Annotated in this window: 15 protein-coding genes; 10 read left to right on the top strand and 5 right to left on the bottom strand. The window is 42.1% G+C overall.

What is annotated here, in order from left to right:
* Positions 1–293 precede the first annotated feature (293 nt).
* The 8 genes from ACLLO5_RS09455 to ACLLO5_RS09420 all read left to right on the top strand — a co-directional run bounded on the left by ACLLO5_RS09455 (position 294) and on the right by ACLLO5_RS09420 (position 7,458).
* Positions 294–713 carry a phosphomannose isomerase type II C-terminal cupin domain gene (locus tag ACLLO5_RS09455; protein ID WP_413175199.1) on the top strand — a complete coding sequence of 140 codons (420 nt, stop codon included), beginning with the start codon at positions 294–296 and terminating at the stop codon, positions 711–713.
* A gap of 151 nt (positions 714–864) precedes the next feature.
* Positions 865–1,188, top strand: a complete 324-nt coding sequence (locus ACLLO5_RS09450; protein WP_413175198.1) for a HesB/IscA family protein — start codon at positions 865–867, stop codon at positions 1,186–1,188.
* Between the two features lie 224 nt (positions 1,189–1,412).
* Positions 1,413–1,796, top strand: a complete 384-nt coding sequence (rpsL, locus tag ACLLO5_RS09445) for a 30S ribosomal protein S12 (RefSeq protein WP_013190146.1) — start codon at positions 1,413–1,415, stop codon at positions 1,794–1,796.
* 363 nt (positions 1,797–2,159) lie between these two features.
* Entirely contained in the window at positions 2,160–2,630 is a 471-nt protein-coding gene (rpsG, locus tag ACLLO5_RS09440) for a 30S ribosomal protein S7 (RefSeq protein WP_347603501.1), read from the top strand.
* A 139-nt stretch (positions 2,631–2,769) separates the two neighbouring features.
* Positions 2,770–4,848 carry an elongation factor G gene (gene fusA, locus ACLLO5_RS09435; protein WP_413175197.1) on the top strand — a complete coding sequence of 693 codons (2,079 nt, stop codon included), beginning with the start codon at positions 2,770–2,772 and terminating at the stop codon, positions 4,846–4,848.
* Positions 4,849–4,870: 22 nt separating this feature from the next.
* Entirely contained in the window at positions 4,871–6,100 is a 1,230-nt protein-coding gene (gene tuf, locus ACLLO5_RS09430; protein ID WP_413175196.1) for an elongation factor Tu, read from the top strand.
* Positions 6,101–6,292: 192 nt separating this feature from the next.
* Positions 6,293–6,610: a 30S ribosomal protein S10 gene (gene rpsJ, locus ACLLO5_RS09425; RefSeq protein WP_010998474.1), complete on the top strand. Its 318-nt coding sequence runs from the start codon at positions 6,293–6,295 to the stop codon at positions 6,608–6,610.
* Positions 6,611–6,807: 197 nt separating this feature from the next.
* A complete protein-coding gene (locus ACLLO5_RS09420) occupies positions 6,808–7,458 on the top strand; it encodes an LON peptidase substrate-binding domain-containing protein (RefSeq protein WP_413175195.1) in 651 nt (216 codons plus the stop codon).
* Positions 7,459–7,569: 111 nt separating this feature from the next.
* Here ACLLO5_RS09420 and pheA read toward each other — a convergent pair whose 3' ends face one another.
* Complete coding sequence (pheA, locus tag ACLLO5_RS09415; RefSeq protein ID WP_413175194.1) at positions 7,570–8,451, bottom strand: prephenate dehydratase; 882 nt, start codon at positions 8,449–8,451, stop codon at positions 7,570–7,572.
* Between the two features lie 362 nt (positions 8,452–8,813).
* On the opposite strand from pheA, the gene ACLLO5_RS09410 reads away from it, so the two are divergent.
* Entirely contained in the window at positions 8,814–9,401 is a 588-nt protein-coding gene (locus tag ACLLO5_RS09410; RefSeq protein WP_413175193.1) for a DUF1997 domain-containing protein, read from the top strand.
* 56 nt (positions 9,402–9,457) lie between these two features.
* Here ACLLO5_RS09410 and ACLLO5_RS09405 read toward each other — a convergent pair whose 3' ends face one another.
* From ACLLO5_RS09405 to ACLLO5_RS09395, 3 genes are all read right to left on the bottom strand, one after another.
* Positions 9,458–10,129, bottom strand: a complete 672-nt coding sequence (locus tag ACLLO5_RS09405; protein ID WP_413175192.1) for a ribonuclease HII — start codon at positions 10,127–10,129, stop codon at positions 9,458–9,460.
* A gap of 8 nt (positions 10,130–10,137) precedes the next feature.
* Complete coding sequence (locus tag ACLLO5_RS09400; protein WP_413175191.1) at positions 10,138–12,270, bottom strand: Rne/Rng family ribonuclease; 2,133 nt, start codon at positions 12,268–12,270, stop codon at positions 10,138–10,140.
* Positions 12,271–12,842: 572 nt separating this feature from the next.
* Positions 12,843–15,482: a TIGR03960 family B12-binding radical SAM protein gene (locus tag ACLLO5_RS09395; protein WP_413175190.1), complete on the bottom strand. Its 2,640-nt coding sequence runs from the start codon at positions 15,480–15,482 to the stop codon at positions 12,843–12,845.
* A gap of 565 nt (positions 15,483–16,047) precedes the next feature.
* Between ACLLO5_RS09395 and ACLLO5_RS09390 the strand changes: the two genes are divergently transcribed.
* A complete protein-coding gene (locus ACLLO5_RS09390) occupies positions 16,048–16,245 on the top strand; it encodes a hypothetical protein (protein WP_200321377.1) in 198 nt (65 codons plus the stop codon).
* 55 nt (positions 16,246–16,300) lie between these two features.
* Here the strand turns inward: ACLLO5_RS09390 and ACLLO5_RS09385 are convergent, their stop codons facing one another.
* Positions 16,301–16,657 (bottom strand): hypothetical protein, encoded by a 357-nt coding sequence (locus ACLLO5_RS09385; RefSeq protein ID WP_413175189.1) that lies wholly within the window; start codon positions 16,655–16,657, stop codon positions 16,301–16,303.
* Between the last annotated feature and the right edge of the window lie 185 nt (positions 16,658–16,842).

Below are 16,842 nucleotides of genomic sequence, written 5' to 3'. Positions count from 1 at the left end.
GTGTAAGTCTGGAAATTCAAAGATATTTTGTGGAAGTTTGCATTTTGATTTTCTTTTCAGGAGGATTTTTAATCACTTTTTAAAGTTGAGAACAAGCTGGCATTTTTCTTGATGAAGAGTTAATGTAGACCCAAGACTTTTACTGGCGGTGGTTTACATTATCACCTTCTATTTTGATATGGTTAGCAAAGTGAAATCAAATGGCTAATTTTCCCATTAGCAATATCAAATACAATTCTTTCACTAAATATTAAGAATAATAACTTTTTTGTATGTTTACAAATGAGGTAACTATGGCACAATTTACAGAAACCGTACCTAACAACACTCTCACCCTAAATGCAACCCTTAATTCCAGAGGCGTTGCCGCTGGTGAACTACGCCCTTGGGGTTCTTTTACAGTTTTAGAAGAAGGGCGCGGATACAAAATTAAACGCATAGAAGTTAAGCCCGGACATCGCCTTAGCTTACAAATGCACCACCACCGTAGCGAACACTGGATAGTCGTTTCCGGTACAGCCAAGGTTATCTGTGGTGAAAACGAAGTTTTACTCAGCAATAATCAGTCTACCTATGTACCCCAATGTACTGTTCACCGATTAGAAAATCCTGGGGTAATTCCCTTGGTGCTAATTGAAGTGCAGAATGGCGAATACTTGGGCGAAGATGATATTATTCGCTATCAAGATGATTATGCTCGCAATGATAAATAAGGTGTGGGGAGCAGAGGGGCAGAGGGGCAGAGGGGCAGGGGGAGCAGGGGAAGATGAGGAAAATATTTTCTTCCTATCCTGACTCCTGACTCCTGAACTCCTGAACTCCTGTAATATTAAATATGGATTTTCTGAGTGCTACAAAAATTCCATGATCAATTTCAGTCCAGCAGCGATAAATGAAATCGGTCGCTTAAAATCCAAACAACAGCCCAATATTTTATTTCGCTTGCGAGTGAAACCAGGTGGCTGTTCGGGTTGGTTATACAACATTTCCTTTGATGAAGCCGTCAAATTTGAAGATCAAATTTTTGATGTTCATAATATTCAGCTGGTCGTAGACAAAGAAAGCATCAAGCATATTAACGGTTTAACACTGGACTATTCAGAGGATCTAATGGGTGGAGGTTTTCGCTTTTATAACCCCATTGCCACCTCTACCTGTAGTTGTGGTAATTCTTTCTCTATGTCATAGGAAACAGGGAATAGGGAACAGGGAACAGAAGGCAAAAAGTAATAGATTATTCTCCTCTACTCCCCTGCTCCTCTGCTCCTCTGCTCCCTTGCTCCCCCTGCCTACTGCCTCCTGCCTCCTGCCTCCTGCCTCCTGCTAAAATAATAATTGACATAAAAACACACAAAACGCTATAATCAGGATTTGTTAAAATAGATAATAAGCAGCAACACGCGCTGTAACTCATGCCAACAATACAGCAGCTAATACGTAGTGAACGCGAACTAGCGCGTCAAAAAACCAAGTCCCCTGCTCTGAAACAATGTCCTCAACGTCGAGGAGTTTGTACCAGAGTATATACAACTACCCCCAAAAAACCTAACTCAGCTCTCCGCAAAGTGGCAAGAGTGAGACTGACTTCTGGATTTGAAGTTACAGCTTATATTCCAGGAATTGGTCATAACTTACAAGAACACTCTGTTGTGATGATTCGTGGTGGTCGGGTAAAGGACTTACCAGGCGTGAGATACCACATCATTCGTGGCACCTTAGATACAGCCGGAGTTAAAGACCGGAAACAAGGACGTTCCAAGTATGGAACTAAGCGCCCAAAAGAAACTAAAAAGTAAAAACTAGGCGATTAATCGCACCAATCAACGATTAATCGTCTCAGTCTCAGTACCCATAAAACACAGAATCTAGCGGCGTATTCTTGTTTAAGAAATCAATCTGTAACTTGCACTAAGCGAGCAAGTGTAAGGATTTTTAAGCCAAATACTGTAAGCGATGGCAACACTTTAATGTAAATATTAAAGTTAATAAAGTTGTCGTCTTGTGTTTCTGATAAAGGGTTAACAGGTCAATTAGTTCAGCTTTATTGCAACTAGTGCCAAAACTCAAGGAGATTTGAGCGGCCAGTTAGACCGCTTTTAGATTCCTGTGTTCTGATAGCATATAATTTCGTTGCCAAATTCCGAATTTAAGGATGAAGTATGTCTCGTCGTGGTGTTAGTCAAAGGCGCCCAGTTCCGTCTGACTCAGTGTATAACAGTCGCCTTGTGAGCATGATTATCAGGCGAATCATGCGTCATGGCAAGAAATCACTTGCCGCCAGAATTGTTTATGATGCTTTAAAAACTATTGAAGAACGCACCGGTAACAGTGCTTTGGAAACATTTGAACGAGCGGTGCGTAACGCCACTCCTTTGGTAGAAGTAAAAGCTCGACGAGTAGGTGGAGCAACTTACCAAGTACCAATGGAAGTCCGTTCAGATCGAGGTACTACCTTAGCATTGCGTTGGTTAGTGCAGTTTTCCAGGTCTAGACCAGGTCGCACCATGGCCAGTAGACTAGCAAATGAATTAATGGACGCTGCTAACGAAACGGGGAGCGCCATTCGTAAGCGGGAAGAAACGCACCGCATGGCTGAAGCAAACAAAGCATTTGCACACTATCGTTATTAAGTAGAGCAACGATATATCGTCTTCAGAAAAAGCGGTATATCGTAGAATTTCTCAAAAAGACGGTTTTCCGTAAAAGTATAGAATCTTAACAAAGAGTAATATACAAGATATCATGGGGCCAAAATTATAGGAGGTAACTGTGGCACGCACAAACCCGCTGGAGAAAGTACGCAATATCGGTATTGCGGCGCACATAGATGCGGGCAAAACGACGACAACAGAGAGAATATTATTTTACTCTGGGATAATTCATAAAATTGGTGAAGTTCACGAAGGAACTGCCGTAACAGACTGGATGGAACAGGAGCGGGAGCGGGGAATTACCATTACTGCCGCTGCTATCAGTACCAGCTGGAAAGATCATCAAATTAACATTATCGATACTCCTGGTCACGTTGACTTCACGATTGAAGTTGAACGCTCCATGCGCGTGTTAGATGGTGTAATCGCCGTCTTTTGTTCCGTTGGTGGTGTGCAACCACAATCTGAGACAGTATGGCGGCAAGCAGACCGCTATAAAGTACCTCGGATCGCTTTTATTAACAAGATGGATCGCACGGGTGCGAACTTCTATAAAGTTCATGAGCAAATGCGCGATCGCCTGCGGGCAAATGCGATCGCCATTCAACTGCCAATCGGTAGTGAAAACGACTTTCAAGGCATCATTGACTTGGTACGGATGTGTGCATATATTTATGCCAACGACCAAGGCACTGATATTCAGGAAACAGAAATTCCTGAAGACTTGCAAGAGCTGGCCACAAAATACCGTACTCAGTTGGTAGACGCGGTAGCAGAAACCAGTGATGATCTGATGACCAAGTACTTCGATGGCGAAGAACTGACAGAAGCTGAAATCCGTACAGCCCTACGTAAAGGTACAATCGCGGGAACAATAGTACCCGTACTTTGTGGTTCAGCCTTTAAAAATAAAGGCGTGCAGTTGATGCTGGATGCAGTTGTAGATTACCTGCCAGCACCAATTGAAGTCCCACCAATTCAAGGCTTATTGCCAAATGGCGAAACTGTTGAGCGCCGGGCTGATGACAGCGAACCTCTAGCTGCCCTGGCATTCAAGATCATGGCTGATCCCTATGGTCGCTTGACCTTCGTTCGTGTTTATTCTGGTGTATTGAAAAAAGGTAGCTACGTCCTGAACGCCAGTAAAGACAAAAAAGAACGGATTTCTCGCCTGGTGCTAATGAAGGCAGATGATCGACAAGATGTAGATGAACTGCGAGCAGGTGATTTAGGTGCTGCATTGGGATTAAAAGATACCTTGACAGGTGATACCCTTTGTGATGAAGGATCACCTGTAATTCTGGAATCCCTATTTATTCCTGAGCCTGTGATCTCGGTAGCGGTTGAACCCAAAACCAAGAACGACATGGATAAGCTGTCAAAGGCACTACAATCTTTGTCAGAAGAAGATCCTACCTTCCGTGTCCGTGTAGATCCAGAAACGAACCAAACCGTGATTGCGGGGATGGGAGAGTTACACCTGGAGATTCTTGTTGACCGGATGTTACGCGAATTCAAGGTAGAAGCCAATGTTGGTGCGCCACAGGTAGCTTACCGGGAAACAATTCGTAAAGCTGTAACCAGAATAGAAGGTAAATTTATCCGCCAAAGCGGTGGTAAAGGACAGTACGGTCACGTTGTGATTGATCTGGCTCCAGGAGAACCTGGTACTGGCTTTGAATTTGTCTCCAAAATTGTCGGTGGTTCTGTACCTAAAGAGTATATCAACCCCGCAGAACAGGGAATGAAAGAATGTTGTGAATCTGGTGTTGTCGCTGGATATCCCCTCATTGATGTCAAAGCTACCTTAGTAGACGGTTCTTACCACGATGTAGACTCTTCAGAAATGGCTTTCAAAATCGCTGGTTCAATGGCGATGAAAGAGGCAGTATCGAAAGCTTCTCCCGTACTGTTAGAGCCTATGATGAAAGTTGAGGTAGAAGTTCCCGAAGACTTTATCGGAAACGTTATTGGTGACCTCATCGCCCGTCGGGGGCAAATTGAAGGGCAAAGCACTGAGCAAGGACTCGCTAAAGTGACATCCAAAGTTCCACTAGCGACTATGTTTGGTTACGCCACAGATATCCGGTCTAAGACCCAAGGCCGAGGTATCTTCACAATGGAATTCAGCCACTACGAAGAGGTGCCTCGCAGCGTGGCTGAAACTATCATTGCAAAAAGCAAAGGGAAAGCATAATTAAAAAAGGAAACGAGCATCCATGGCACGCGCAAAGTTTGAAAGAAATAAACCCCACGTTAATATCGGAACTGTTGGCCACGTTGACCACGGTAAAACTACTTTAACAGCAGCCATTACAATGACTTTGGCAGCTATGGGTCAAGCTGTAGCTAAAGGCTACGACCAAATTGACAACGCACCCGAAGAAAAGGCACGTGGTATTACCATTAACACCGCTCACGTTGAGTATGAAACGGAATCACGTCACTATGCTCACGTAGACTGCCCTGGACACGCTGACTATGTGAAAAACATGATCACCGGTGCGGCACAAATGGACGGTGGTATCCTCGTAGTTGCTGCTACTGATGGACCTATGCCCCAAACTCGTGAACACATCCTATTGGCAAAACAGGTGGGTGTTCCCAGCTTGGTTGTCTTCTTGAACAAAGAAGATTTGATGGATGATGAAGAACTTCTAGAATTAGTAGAACTGGAACTCCGGGAACTACTTACTAGCTACGATTTCCCTGGTGATGATATCCCCATCATCAAAGGCTCTGGTCTACAAGCTCTGGAAGCAATGACCAAGAATCCTAAGACTCAACGCGGAGAAAATCCCTGGGTAGACAAAATCTATGAATTAATGGACGCTGTAGATTCCTACATCCCCAGCCCAGAGCGTGATGTTGATAAACCCTTCTTGATGGCAGTAGAAGACGTATTCACCATCACAGGTCGTGGTACTGTTGCTACTGGTCGGATTGAACGTGGGAAAGTTAAGGTTGGCGATACTGTAGAACTAATTGGTCTCAAAGACACTCGTAGTACCGCAGTTACCGGGATTGAAATGTTCAAGAAGAGCCTTGACGAAGGTCTGGCTGGGGATAACGCTGGTGTACTACTACGTGGTCTCAAAAAAGAAGACATTGAGCGCGGTATGGTAATCGCCAAACCCGGTTCAATTACTCCTCATACTCAGTTTGAAGGCGAAGTATACGTCTTGACAGAAAAAGAAGGTGGTCGGAAAACACCATTCTTCGCTGGATACCGTCCTCAGTTTTATGTGCGGACAACTGATGTAACTGGCACGATCAAAAGCTACACAGCTGATGATGGTGGCGAAGTAGAAATGGTAATGCCAGGCGATCGCATCAAGATGACAGTAGAACTAATCAACGCGATCGCGATCGAGCAAGGTATGCGCTTCGCTATTCGTGAAGGTGGCCGCACCATTGGCGCAGGTGTTGTATCCAAAATCCTGAAATAGAACTCACCTTTTTGCTCTGATTATAAGGGAGCAGGGATGGTTAAAATTCATCTCTGCTCCTTTTATTTCCCCAAACTAAGGTTGGATTTTAAATTTTGGGTTTGGGATTGCGTCTAAAATCCAAAATCCAAAATCCAAAATCTAAAATCTAAAATCTAAAATCTAAAATTCACAGAACCTGGAAAACTGAAGATGGCAACTTTACAGCAGCAGAAGATTAGAATTCGCTTACAGGCTTTTGACCGACGTTTATTGGATACATCTTGCGAGAAGATTGTAGACACTGCTAACCGGACTAACGCTACAGCTATAGGCCCAATTCCTTTACCAACCAAACGGAAGATATATTGCGTACTGCGTTCACCTCACGTAGATAAAGATTCCCGCGAACACTTTGAAACCCGCACCCATCGTCGAATTATTGACATATATCAGCCTTCTTCTAAAACTATTGATGCACTGATGAAGTTGGATTTACCATCTGGTGTCGATATTGAAGTCAAATTGTAATTTGGTCATTCTTCAGTAGTTAGTTGCAAAGAACAAACAACAACTGACTGCTGAAATTAAATATAAATATTGACTATGCTCTGAGAAAATTTATCTCAGAGCATTTCATTTAGCCATAAGACATAATGATAAAATGCAAAGTAAGGGAAAAGTAGTGAACAATATATTTTAAGAATAAAATTTATACCCAAACAACAATGACATCTTCTTCTAAAATCGCTGTCCGTGAACTACCTCTGTTCCCTTTACCTGAAGTGGTTCTGTTTCCTAGCAGACCATTACCTCTGCATATCTTTGAATTTCGCTACCGAATCATGATGAATACGATTTTGGCAGGCGATCGCAGGTTTGGAGTATTGATGATCGATCCAATCAAAGGTACAATTGCCAACGTTGGCTGCTGTGCAGAAATTATTCATTATCAGCGAATGCCCGACGACCGAATGGAAATGTTAACTCTAGGACAACAAAGATTTCGGGTTTTAGAATATATTCGTGAAAAGCCTTATCGCGTAGGTTTGGTAGAATGGATTGAAGATCAACCACCATCTCAAGATTTGCGCCCCTTAGCTACTGAAGTAGAACAGCTACTGCGAGATGTTGTCCGTCTTTCCGCCAAGTTAACTGAAAAAAATATCGAGTTACCAGAAGATTTACCAGATTTACCCACAGAGTTATCTTACTGGGTGGCAAGCAACCTTTACGGTGTAGCTCCTGAGCAACAGGCTTTGTTAGAAATGCAAGATACATCTGCCCGTTTGCAAAGAGAAGCAGAAATTTTAACTTCTACTCGTAATCATCTGGCAGCACGTTCTGTTCTTAAAGATACATTTGATAATATGGGTTAATACGCAAGCTGCTAGTTATCAGAGAACAGGTAAAAGGCAAAAGGCAAAAGACAAAAGTAAGAATTTATTTTTCTCCCCTACACCCCATGAGGCTGATAACTAGTAACTTGGTTAGGTAGTAACCGCTAAAACTTCATAACTGCCAAAAACTTTTAAAACTTCAGTAAAAGTGCTTAATTCAGATAAAGCAGATGTGAGCAAAGGAGAGTTTATCCCTGCTTCTGCATCTATGAAAAATAAGTATTCTCCTAAAGAACGTTTGGTGGGTCGAGATTCAATTCGACTCAAATTAATTCCCAGATGAGCAAATACTTCTAAGGCTTTGACTAATGCACCAGGCATATTAGCAGGTAAGCTGAAAGCTAAAGATGTATGAGTAGGTGTAAAAGATTGTTCAGCACTATCAGCTTGATCCACCACCCAAAAGCGTGTACAGTTTTCTGGATAGTCGTTAATCCCACGGACGAGAATAGGTAGATTATAAAGCTGGGCGGCTCTGATAGAAGATATTGCAGCTATTGTTGGTACTTCTGGGATTCGCTCTAGTGCTTCTGTGGTAGAATTATTAGCAATTAAATTAGCATTAGGTAGAAATTGAGCCAACCAACCTTGACATTGTGCTAATGCTTGGGGATGAGAATAAACGGTGTCTATTTTATCTAAACTATCTGCACAGGAAATTAATGCATGATTTATAGGTAGAACTAAAGCTAGTTTAATTTGCAATGTATCTAATTGCCAAAGGCTATCCATTGTCATGCTAACACTACCTTCAATGGAATTTTCCACAGGGACAACAGCTATATCAGCCTGTTGTGTAGTAACTGCTTGCAATGATTTAGCAATAGTAGGGTAAGGAGATAAATTGGCCTCTATATTTTGATTGCTTTTTAGCCAGTTGAGATAAAAAAAAGCTGCTTGTTCAGAATAAGTTCCAGCCGGACCTAAATGTGCAATCACCGAAGGTGAGCGTTTCGCCATCGCTATAGTCATATTATTTTATTGGTTCTTCAGTATCTAATATGCAAAATCTAGACAAAAAAAATCTCAGGAAGCTGATTATGTAAAGGAAATGAACCATAATTTTTAACGTTATGAGAAAATATTGTCTCTTCCCACTGTTCCCTGTTCCCTGTTCCCTCTTATCCAATGGGTAATTTAGCATAACAAGTACCGAAGAACCATTTTATTTTGAATTTTGGATTCACTGAAAGTTTCTTATAGTTCTATACCTTATATCCCAAACTCTACACCCTAGTTTTTTGATGGATTATTAATAAACTTATTGATTCTATGCAAATCAATTTAATTTATTAAAAAATATTAAAATTAGAAAACAACGCTTTAATCTACTCATGGCTACCAAATTTACTGCCTCCCAATCGGTCGAAATTGCTGTTCCCAAACAGCCTATTCCTATTCACCACTATTTGCGTCAGCCTCAACGACTGGTGAATACTTTGACTGACAACAACAGGATTCAGCAGTTGTCTGAGGAAGTATTCCGTTTAAAAATGCGTCCTCTGACGTTTATGTCATTGAGTATTCAACCTACTGTAGACATGAGAGTTTGGTCAGATTCCCAAGGAACGATTTATTTACGTTCTGTGGGTTGTGAAATCCTGGGATTTGAGTATATTAACCAACGCTTTACTCTGAATTTAAAAGGATATTTATCACCACAGCAGGTAAATAATGAGACTCACTTACAAGGAAAAGCTGATTTGGAAGTGCTAGTGGATATTCCCCAGCCATTTTCCCTGACTCCAAGGGCGATTTTAGAAGCTACAGGTAATGGCTTACTCAAAAGTGTGTTATTGACAATTAAACAAAGATTGTTACATCACCTCCTGGCTGATTATCGTCATTGGGTAATATCACAAACGCAAACAAAGGATATTGTTAGTGATAATACGGAAATTGGACTTCTCAACTTTGAGTGATTGGTAATGGTTTATAGTTAATAGGTAAAAACTTTTTAACTGTAACCTATCACCTGTCACCTGTTCTCTATTTGGCAAGGACGAAAAGATCGACGATGTAAGGGTGATGCTCCGTATTTTTGCAGAGCCAGCAAATGACGCTGGCTTCCATAACCCTTATTGCGTTCTAATTCATACATGGGATATTTGGATGCCAAACGTAGCACTAGGTCATCACGCCAAACTTTGGCCATGATACTAGCAGCAGCGATGTTGAGCGATCGCTCATCTCCCTTAATCATAGTTTCTTGTGGTATCAGTAAGTCCTTTACCAACTGATTACCATCAACTAAGCAAAGTGCAGGCGGTACTTTCAACTTCAGTACAGCCCGCTTCATGGCTAACAAAGTAGCTTGCAAAATATTAAACTGATCAATTTCCGCAGTTGTAGCATAACCAATTTTCCAGTCTAAAGCCAGCCCATTAATTTGCTGTGCCAACTGAGTTCTGCGAGAAGCAGACAACTTTTTGCTGTCTTTAATTTTAGCCGCCATCAGTTTTGGCAAAGCATTGGCTGGTAACATCACTGCTGCTGCAACTACAGGACCAAATAACGCACCACGTCCCACTTCATCTACACCTGCAACCAAGCCATGAATATTAGCACAAGCGGACAACTCCCACCAACTAGATTCTGGTAAGGGTGCAGTTGACAAAACAGATACAGGTTTTGGTTCTGTTTCTACCATAACAGCCGTTAGCTTTCCTCTATTGCTGAAGAACGACGGCGACGACGGCGATTAGGAGTAGAAGAAGTGCTACTTAGTTCCTCTTCATCAGTGAAAGACTCAAATCCAATGCTGCTAGATTCTTGAACAGGAGGCTCGATGATTAATGGCTCTAAAGATTGTTCTTCTACCTCAACTTTGGGAATGGGCATTTTGACTTTAGTCACTTCAGAATTGGTTCTTTCCGCAACAGTTAATTCTGATAATTCTGATGTTGATTCCGTTGTGGAAGTTGATGTTTGTCCAGGTTGAACAATGTTAAAAATCACAGATTTGGGATTTTTGACTTCTTGCTCCAGTTTTACACCAGGAGAAATTCCCATCAAAGCAAACATATCTTGTTCCTGGAGTGTCATTTCTACAGAAACAATTTGCGGAGGTTCTACCACCGGTTTGATGGGATCTATTTTCACTTTGGTGCGTTCAGTTCTTTCTGTCCATCCAGCTTTACCCAAAGTGGGTGTTCGCATCGCATCTCTGTCTCGTCGTGTCTCGGAGAGCAGAGAGGGAATTTCTGGTGTTGGAGCTATATCACTTTCAGCATCTAAATCTAAATCTGAATCGTTAACAAAAGCCAGCGGCGTACCCAGGCGGGTTTCATCTTTGCCACTAGCACCATTGATACCAATTCGACTACGACGGGTGCGGGTACGACGTTTGTTATCGCCCATTTCTTGATAACTGGGATGGTTAATAAGATGCATGGGTGTTAACTCAGCGTCACCTTCAAATCCTTCCCCAAATCCATCATAGCTTTCCCGTGGTTCTGAGATGCGAGCAGATGGTATCCGTGGTTCTCTTTGAGATATGGGTGTTGTAAACCTCTCTTGTATCTCTGCTGCGGGGATAGGCATCCGGTTTTCTATTTCCCCTGGTAAGCGCACGGTATGTCCTAAACCGCCACAGGTGGGACAAGTTTCTCCAAACAATTCATAAATATTTTGACCCTGGCGTTTGCGGGTTAGTTCTACCAAACCTAGCTCGGTCAGTTGGGCTATCTGAGGACGAGCTTTGTCAGCTTTGAGAGATTTATTAAAATGTTCTAAAACTTGCAGTTGGTCGCGCCGCGATTCCATATCAATGAAGTCAACGACAATTACGCCGGCAATGTTCCGCAAACGCAACTGACGGGCAATTTCTGTGGCTGCTTCGCAGTTTGTCCACAAAACTGTTTCTCTAGCTGTAGCGGAGCGTGTGAAGGAACCGGAGTTAACGTCAATGACTGTTAATGCTTCCGTTGGCTCAATAATGATATAACCACCAGAAGGTAGGTCTACTCTGGGTCGTAGGGCTTCCCGAATGGCGGCGTTAATGCGGAAATATTCTAAAATGGGGGAGCGATCGCGGTGATGATCAATAAGCACACCTTGTGGTGTCTGACCTCCACTCCAGTTCTGCAAATACTGCTTGACTCGCCGCAAACCAGTGCTGGAATCAACAACAATGCGATTTACATCTGCGCCATACATATCCCGCAATACGCGCTGGATAAAGTCATCATCCCGGTTGAGCAATGCCGGAGCGCGGGTGGATTGAGCTTCCTGTTGGATAACTTCCCATTGCTTTTGTAGCAATTCTAAGTCTTCAATAATTGCTTCTTCTGGTTTACCTTCTGCCTCTGTTCGCACCAGCACACCCATACCGGCTGGTTTAATTAAAATTGCTAGGGCGCGGAGGCGGTTACGCTCGCTTTCACTCTTAATTCGTCGGGATAAATTGACACCCCTCCCATAGGGCATTAACACTACGTAACGTCCTGGTAGGGTAATGTTGCCTGTGAGCCTTGGGCCTTTTGTTCCCGTTGGCTCTTTCATTACTTGTACCAATACTTTTTGCTGTGGTGTGAGCAGTTCAGTAATGGCTGCGGAACTACGCTTGAGTTTGAGTGGACCCAAGTCAGTGACGTGAATAAAACCGTTGCGTTCTGGATCACCAATATTGACAAAAGCTGCGTCTATTCCAGGTAACACATTTTCTACTACACCTAAGTAGATATCACCAATTTGATGATGACCAGTGGCAACAACGAGTTCTTGGATTTGATCTTCCGAAAATACGGCAGCTATTTGATGCTGCTCTGCGATAATAATTTGTTTTGGCATTCAAGTTCCTCAAAAATTGGCAGCACCAATGGGGATTAGAAGAAGCTTCCTTTTATACCTCTAGCCCCTACTGGCAGCCCTACACGGTGCTACTGGTAATAAAAATTCTAAATCTGAGAGAGCTTTCCATAATTGAAAGCTGTTAATACTGTAATTGCGTTTACACGCCTGATTATTCCAGAACGGCTGCATATATTTTAAGTAATTAAATCAACCGTCCGTGGTTGATTTCTGATGCAATACTTTCACCATCTAGGGTAATTGTATTGAGCAGGTGTTGTAAAAAGCTAGAGTTGGAGATCAGGCGTAGAGCTATTGGTAGTAATTGATTCACAAGGTAGCTAGAGAGAGAGTATTCTTTAATCTGCCTCAGTTTGTCTGGGATTCAATCCTAGAATTTGCACTCTAATATCTTTGCTTTCGCTCCCTGAATATCAGGGTAGTGAACCAAGTCATTCAATAATGCAGCGCCAGAAAATTTCTCTTCATCCCATTCTAACGCAACCTTGCTAAAAATCAATTCCCATGATGTATAACATCTGGGCAACTACTAGCAAGCTGCCCTGCTGGGATTATATCTCTAAAAGTAGCTGGTTGCGGTGGATATGCAGGAGGTGAAATTCTGCTTTGGCCACTATTTCCAATATAGACAATAATTGCTCAGGACGCAAGATCACACCGTCATGACGACAGCTACCCAAATAACGTAAGACAGCTTTTGATTCGGTTGGTAAGTTATGGGCTTCTATTAATTCTAAGTCAAACAAGCGATCGCGCAGATTTATGATCTGATGTTTGCCTGATTTAGTTGTATGTTCTACCAAGAACTCTTCTGTGATTTTGATTGCTTCAATCCACTCCTGCCATTGTTTTGTTGTCACATCACCAACCGTGAACACTGTGAGCAAATATTCTGCTGCTTGCATTGCTTGGTTAGCTGCGGGTGCTTTTAAATCTATCTCTTCCACTTGGTAGATGGGAATATCTGAGGGTAGTTGGCTGATTAACTGCTCCCGAAAACTGCCCAAATCCATTGGTTGAGTTAACTCAAAATCCACAATTTCACCACTACTGGTGCTACCCAAGGATAAAGCACTAGCTAGAGCCATCCGGGGATGGGGATGAAATCCACCAGTAAAAGCTACTGGTAAACCTGCTCTTCGTATCACTCTATCAAACAAGCGCATTAAATCCAGGTGACTAACTAAAGCCATATCACCATGTTTGCCGAACCGCACTCGTAAACGTTGTACTTTGGTGGTGTTGGGAACAAAATCACCAGCAAATTTAGGAATTGCAGGTGGTTCAATGACAATATTGTGACCGAAATCAGTACCACACACACCACAATGAGAACAACCTTCAAAAGAGCAATCGGGAACAATTGCTGCTTCTAGAGCGCGTTTTAGGTCTTCATATAACCAATTTTTATCAATTCCGGTATCAATATGATCCCAAGGTAGGGGAAGATCGAGAGGTGAAGAAGGTGACAGTATTTCTTCTTGTATGCCAATCCCCAGTCCCCAGTCCCCAGTCTCCACTTGACGGTATTTCCAATCTAGACCAGCTTCGGCGATCGCAGTTCCCCAAGCTGAAAACGCTTGTTCTACATTTTCATACCAAGAATCCATCCCTGCACCCAATTCCCAAGCCCGCCTTAATACTTTACCTAAAGAGCGATCGCCTCTGCCTATAAAGTCTTCCATTGCCGAAAGGCGAATATCAGTAAAATTCACCTTTACATTGCGAATGCGTCGGAATTCTTGCCGCAGGATGTTTTGCTTGCGCTTAAATTCAGATGTAGAAACCGAGTACCATTGAAACGGCGTATGTGGCTTGGGTGTAAAATTAGAAATCGTCAAATTAAAGCTTAATAGTTTTCTGCCTCTAGCACGACATTCTTGCTGTAACCAGCTTACCGTTTCCGCAATGCCCACTACATCGGCATCTGTTTCTCCAGGTAAACCAATCATGAAATACAGCTTGATTTTGTCCCACCCTTGTTCCCAGGCTGTTTTTACTCCCCGCAATAATTCTTCATTTGTCAGGCCTTTATTGACAATATCGCGCATCCGTTGAGTTCCGGCTTCTGGTGCAAAAGTCAGGCTACCTTGGCGCGTACCACCCAAAATATTGGCAATATTCTCATCAAATCTGTCCACTCTTTGAGAAGGTAAAGACAGGTTAATATTGTCATTTTTTAACCGATTTTTGATTTCCATCCCCACTGCTGGCAGGGATAAATAATCGGAACAACTCAAAGATAACAGGGAAAATTCATTGTAACCTGTTGCCCGCATTCCTGCTTCAATTGCTTCTACCACCTGATCTGGTTCTACATCTCGTGCTGGACGAGTCAACATTCCTGGTTGACAGAAGCGACAGCCACGAGTACAACCCCGACGAATTTCAATTGTCAGGCGATCGTGTACGGTTTCTACGTAGGGAACTAAACCAATGGAATATGCGGGAATAGGTGTTGCTACTCGCCGGAGAATGCGTTTTGGAACATCAGCACGCAGGGGATGTACTGCACCACCTTCTCCCATTTCATAAAACTGAGGAACATACACACCAGGGATTTGTGCCAAGTCTAGTAAAAGTTCTTCCCGACTTAAAAGAGCTTGTTTACCTTCTGCTAACACCAAGCCAATTTCTGGTAATAGTTCCTCTCCATCGCCCAAAACAATAAAATCAAAAAAATCTGCGTAGGGTTCAGGGTTAGATGTTGCAGTCTGTCCACCAGCAAAAATTAGGGGATATGGGGACTGGGAAAAAATCTTCTCCTCTGCTCCCCTGCTCTGGAGCCTCTCTCTCCAAGTTAAGGGAATACCCGCCAAATCCAACATTTCTAGGATGTTGGTGGCACCTAGTTCATAACTGAGGCTAAAACCTAAAATGTCGAATTCTGTCAGATAGCGTTTCGACTCTACCGCAAACAGAGGTGTTTGGGTGCTGCGGAGTTTGGCGCTTAAATCTGGGCCTGGTAGGTAAGCGCGATCGCATAACTGATTTGGTTGGGCATTCAAAATATTATAAAGAATGATATGCCCCAAATTAGATGCACCAACCTCATATACTTCAGGGTAAGTTAACACCCAACGTATAGTTGCCGTATCCCAAGGCTTGTGTACTGCTAAACGCTCGTTACCCAGATAACGGGCAGGTTTTAAAATATCCGGTGTTATTAATTGCTCAACTAAAACAGCCACTTTGCTATCTTCTAGCTACCTTAAATTACAGCTAATCTCCTTCAACTTAGCATTAATTCTGTTTTTCAACCGCATTGCTCATAATTAACTTAGAACTGTTTTACAGAAATTTACATCCTGCTCTGTCAACTTAGGTTGGTTTCTTTGAACATAAACCGATTTTTCCTCAATTGAGTAGCGATCGGTAGCATCTTTGCTAAATCTTTAGGGTGCAGCTCTTTTGTTTAAAGATTCTCATAACTATACTCTAAAATGTGTTTATATATACTTTTTTTTTAGGTGACTTAAAAAACAATCTACATAAGATAGCCGAAATGCAGATTAATCATCTGTGGCTTCAGACAGCAACCTTTACTATTGCCTAAAAATCACAGTATTTAATCCAAAATCTCCTCAAACCCTCTCACTACTTTTTACCTTCCAAATGACAAAAGCACGGTTGAGAACAAACAATCTATCTAAAAACAGTCGTGATCTATATCACTTAAACCCAGATATCTAGATCATTTTTTATACCAATGTTTATCGCAGATAATGAACAACAATTAAAGTAAGTTTATTCTTTATGAGCACACAATACGCGATTCGTCAATTAGTAGAGAAGGCGTTGCACATAAAAAAATTAACGCCAGAAATAGAGAATGAGATTAACTCAGAACTAACCCAACTAGGTTACATCTCTGATGTTGATTATGAAGCTTTAGAACTCTTAATGGCAGAGATGGATGCTGGACGAGTGCAGTTAGTCCCCCACTGGAGCTAAAATCCGCTGATCATCCACCATCAATGCTGAATTATTAAATAGAGTCTTCATAAATTTACAATGGCTTACCATCTTGGGAGGCTTGCCAAAATTGGTAAATGAACTGATGGAGTTGCTGTTGAGCAGCCACATTGTTGTCGGCTTTTGGTTCTTTTGGTAAAAGATCACCCAAAAAACTAATTACTTCTGTATCTAAAGCAGGTCGAAATAAATGTACAGGCCATAACAGATCAGATGCATCTCGCAGATCCGTGATGTAGGGTACTTCTTGGATCAAGTTAACCAGCATTAAAGGACGCACCCAGCACAAATCACGAGAAATCACCACTTGAATGACTTCGGCATAAAGATTTCTGTGGCCATAATCCAAAGATAGAATTTGTCCCGGTTGAAAGTTGGAGTTAATATCCATAATCAAGCATTGACAGTATATACAAGGATTCTCTAGCAGTTTTTTTAATTCTAGAAGTAACTTTCATGTAGTATTATGATTACCTTTGATATATTTGAGTATTCACCACCAGCAAGCCTCAGACAGAAAAATTTTTCTGCTGGAAATGGGAATAAAATGTTATAAAATTAAGTAAATAACTGTTA

It is taken from the genome of Anabaena azotica SJ-1 (assembly GCF_047275885.1).
In the GTDB taxonomy this organism is placed as follows: domain Bacteria; phylum Cyanobacteriota; class Cyanobacteriia; order Cyanobacteriales; family Nostocaceae; genus Trichormus_B; species Trichormus_B azotica_A.
The sequence above is the reverse complement of the archived record's forward strand: the minus strand, read 5'-3'. Positions and strand labels throughout refer to the sequence as shown.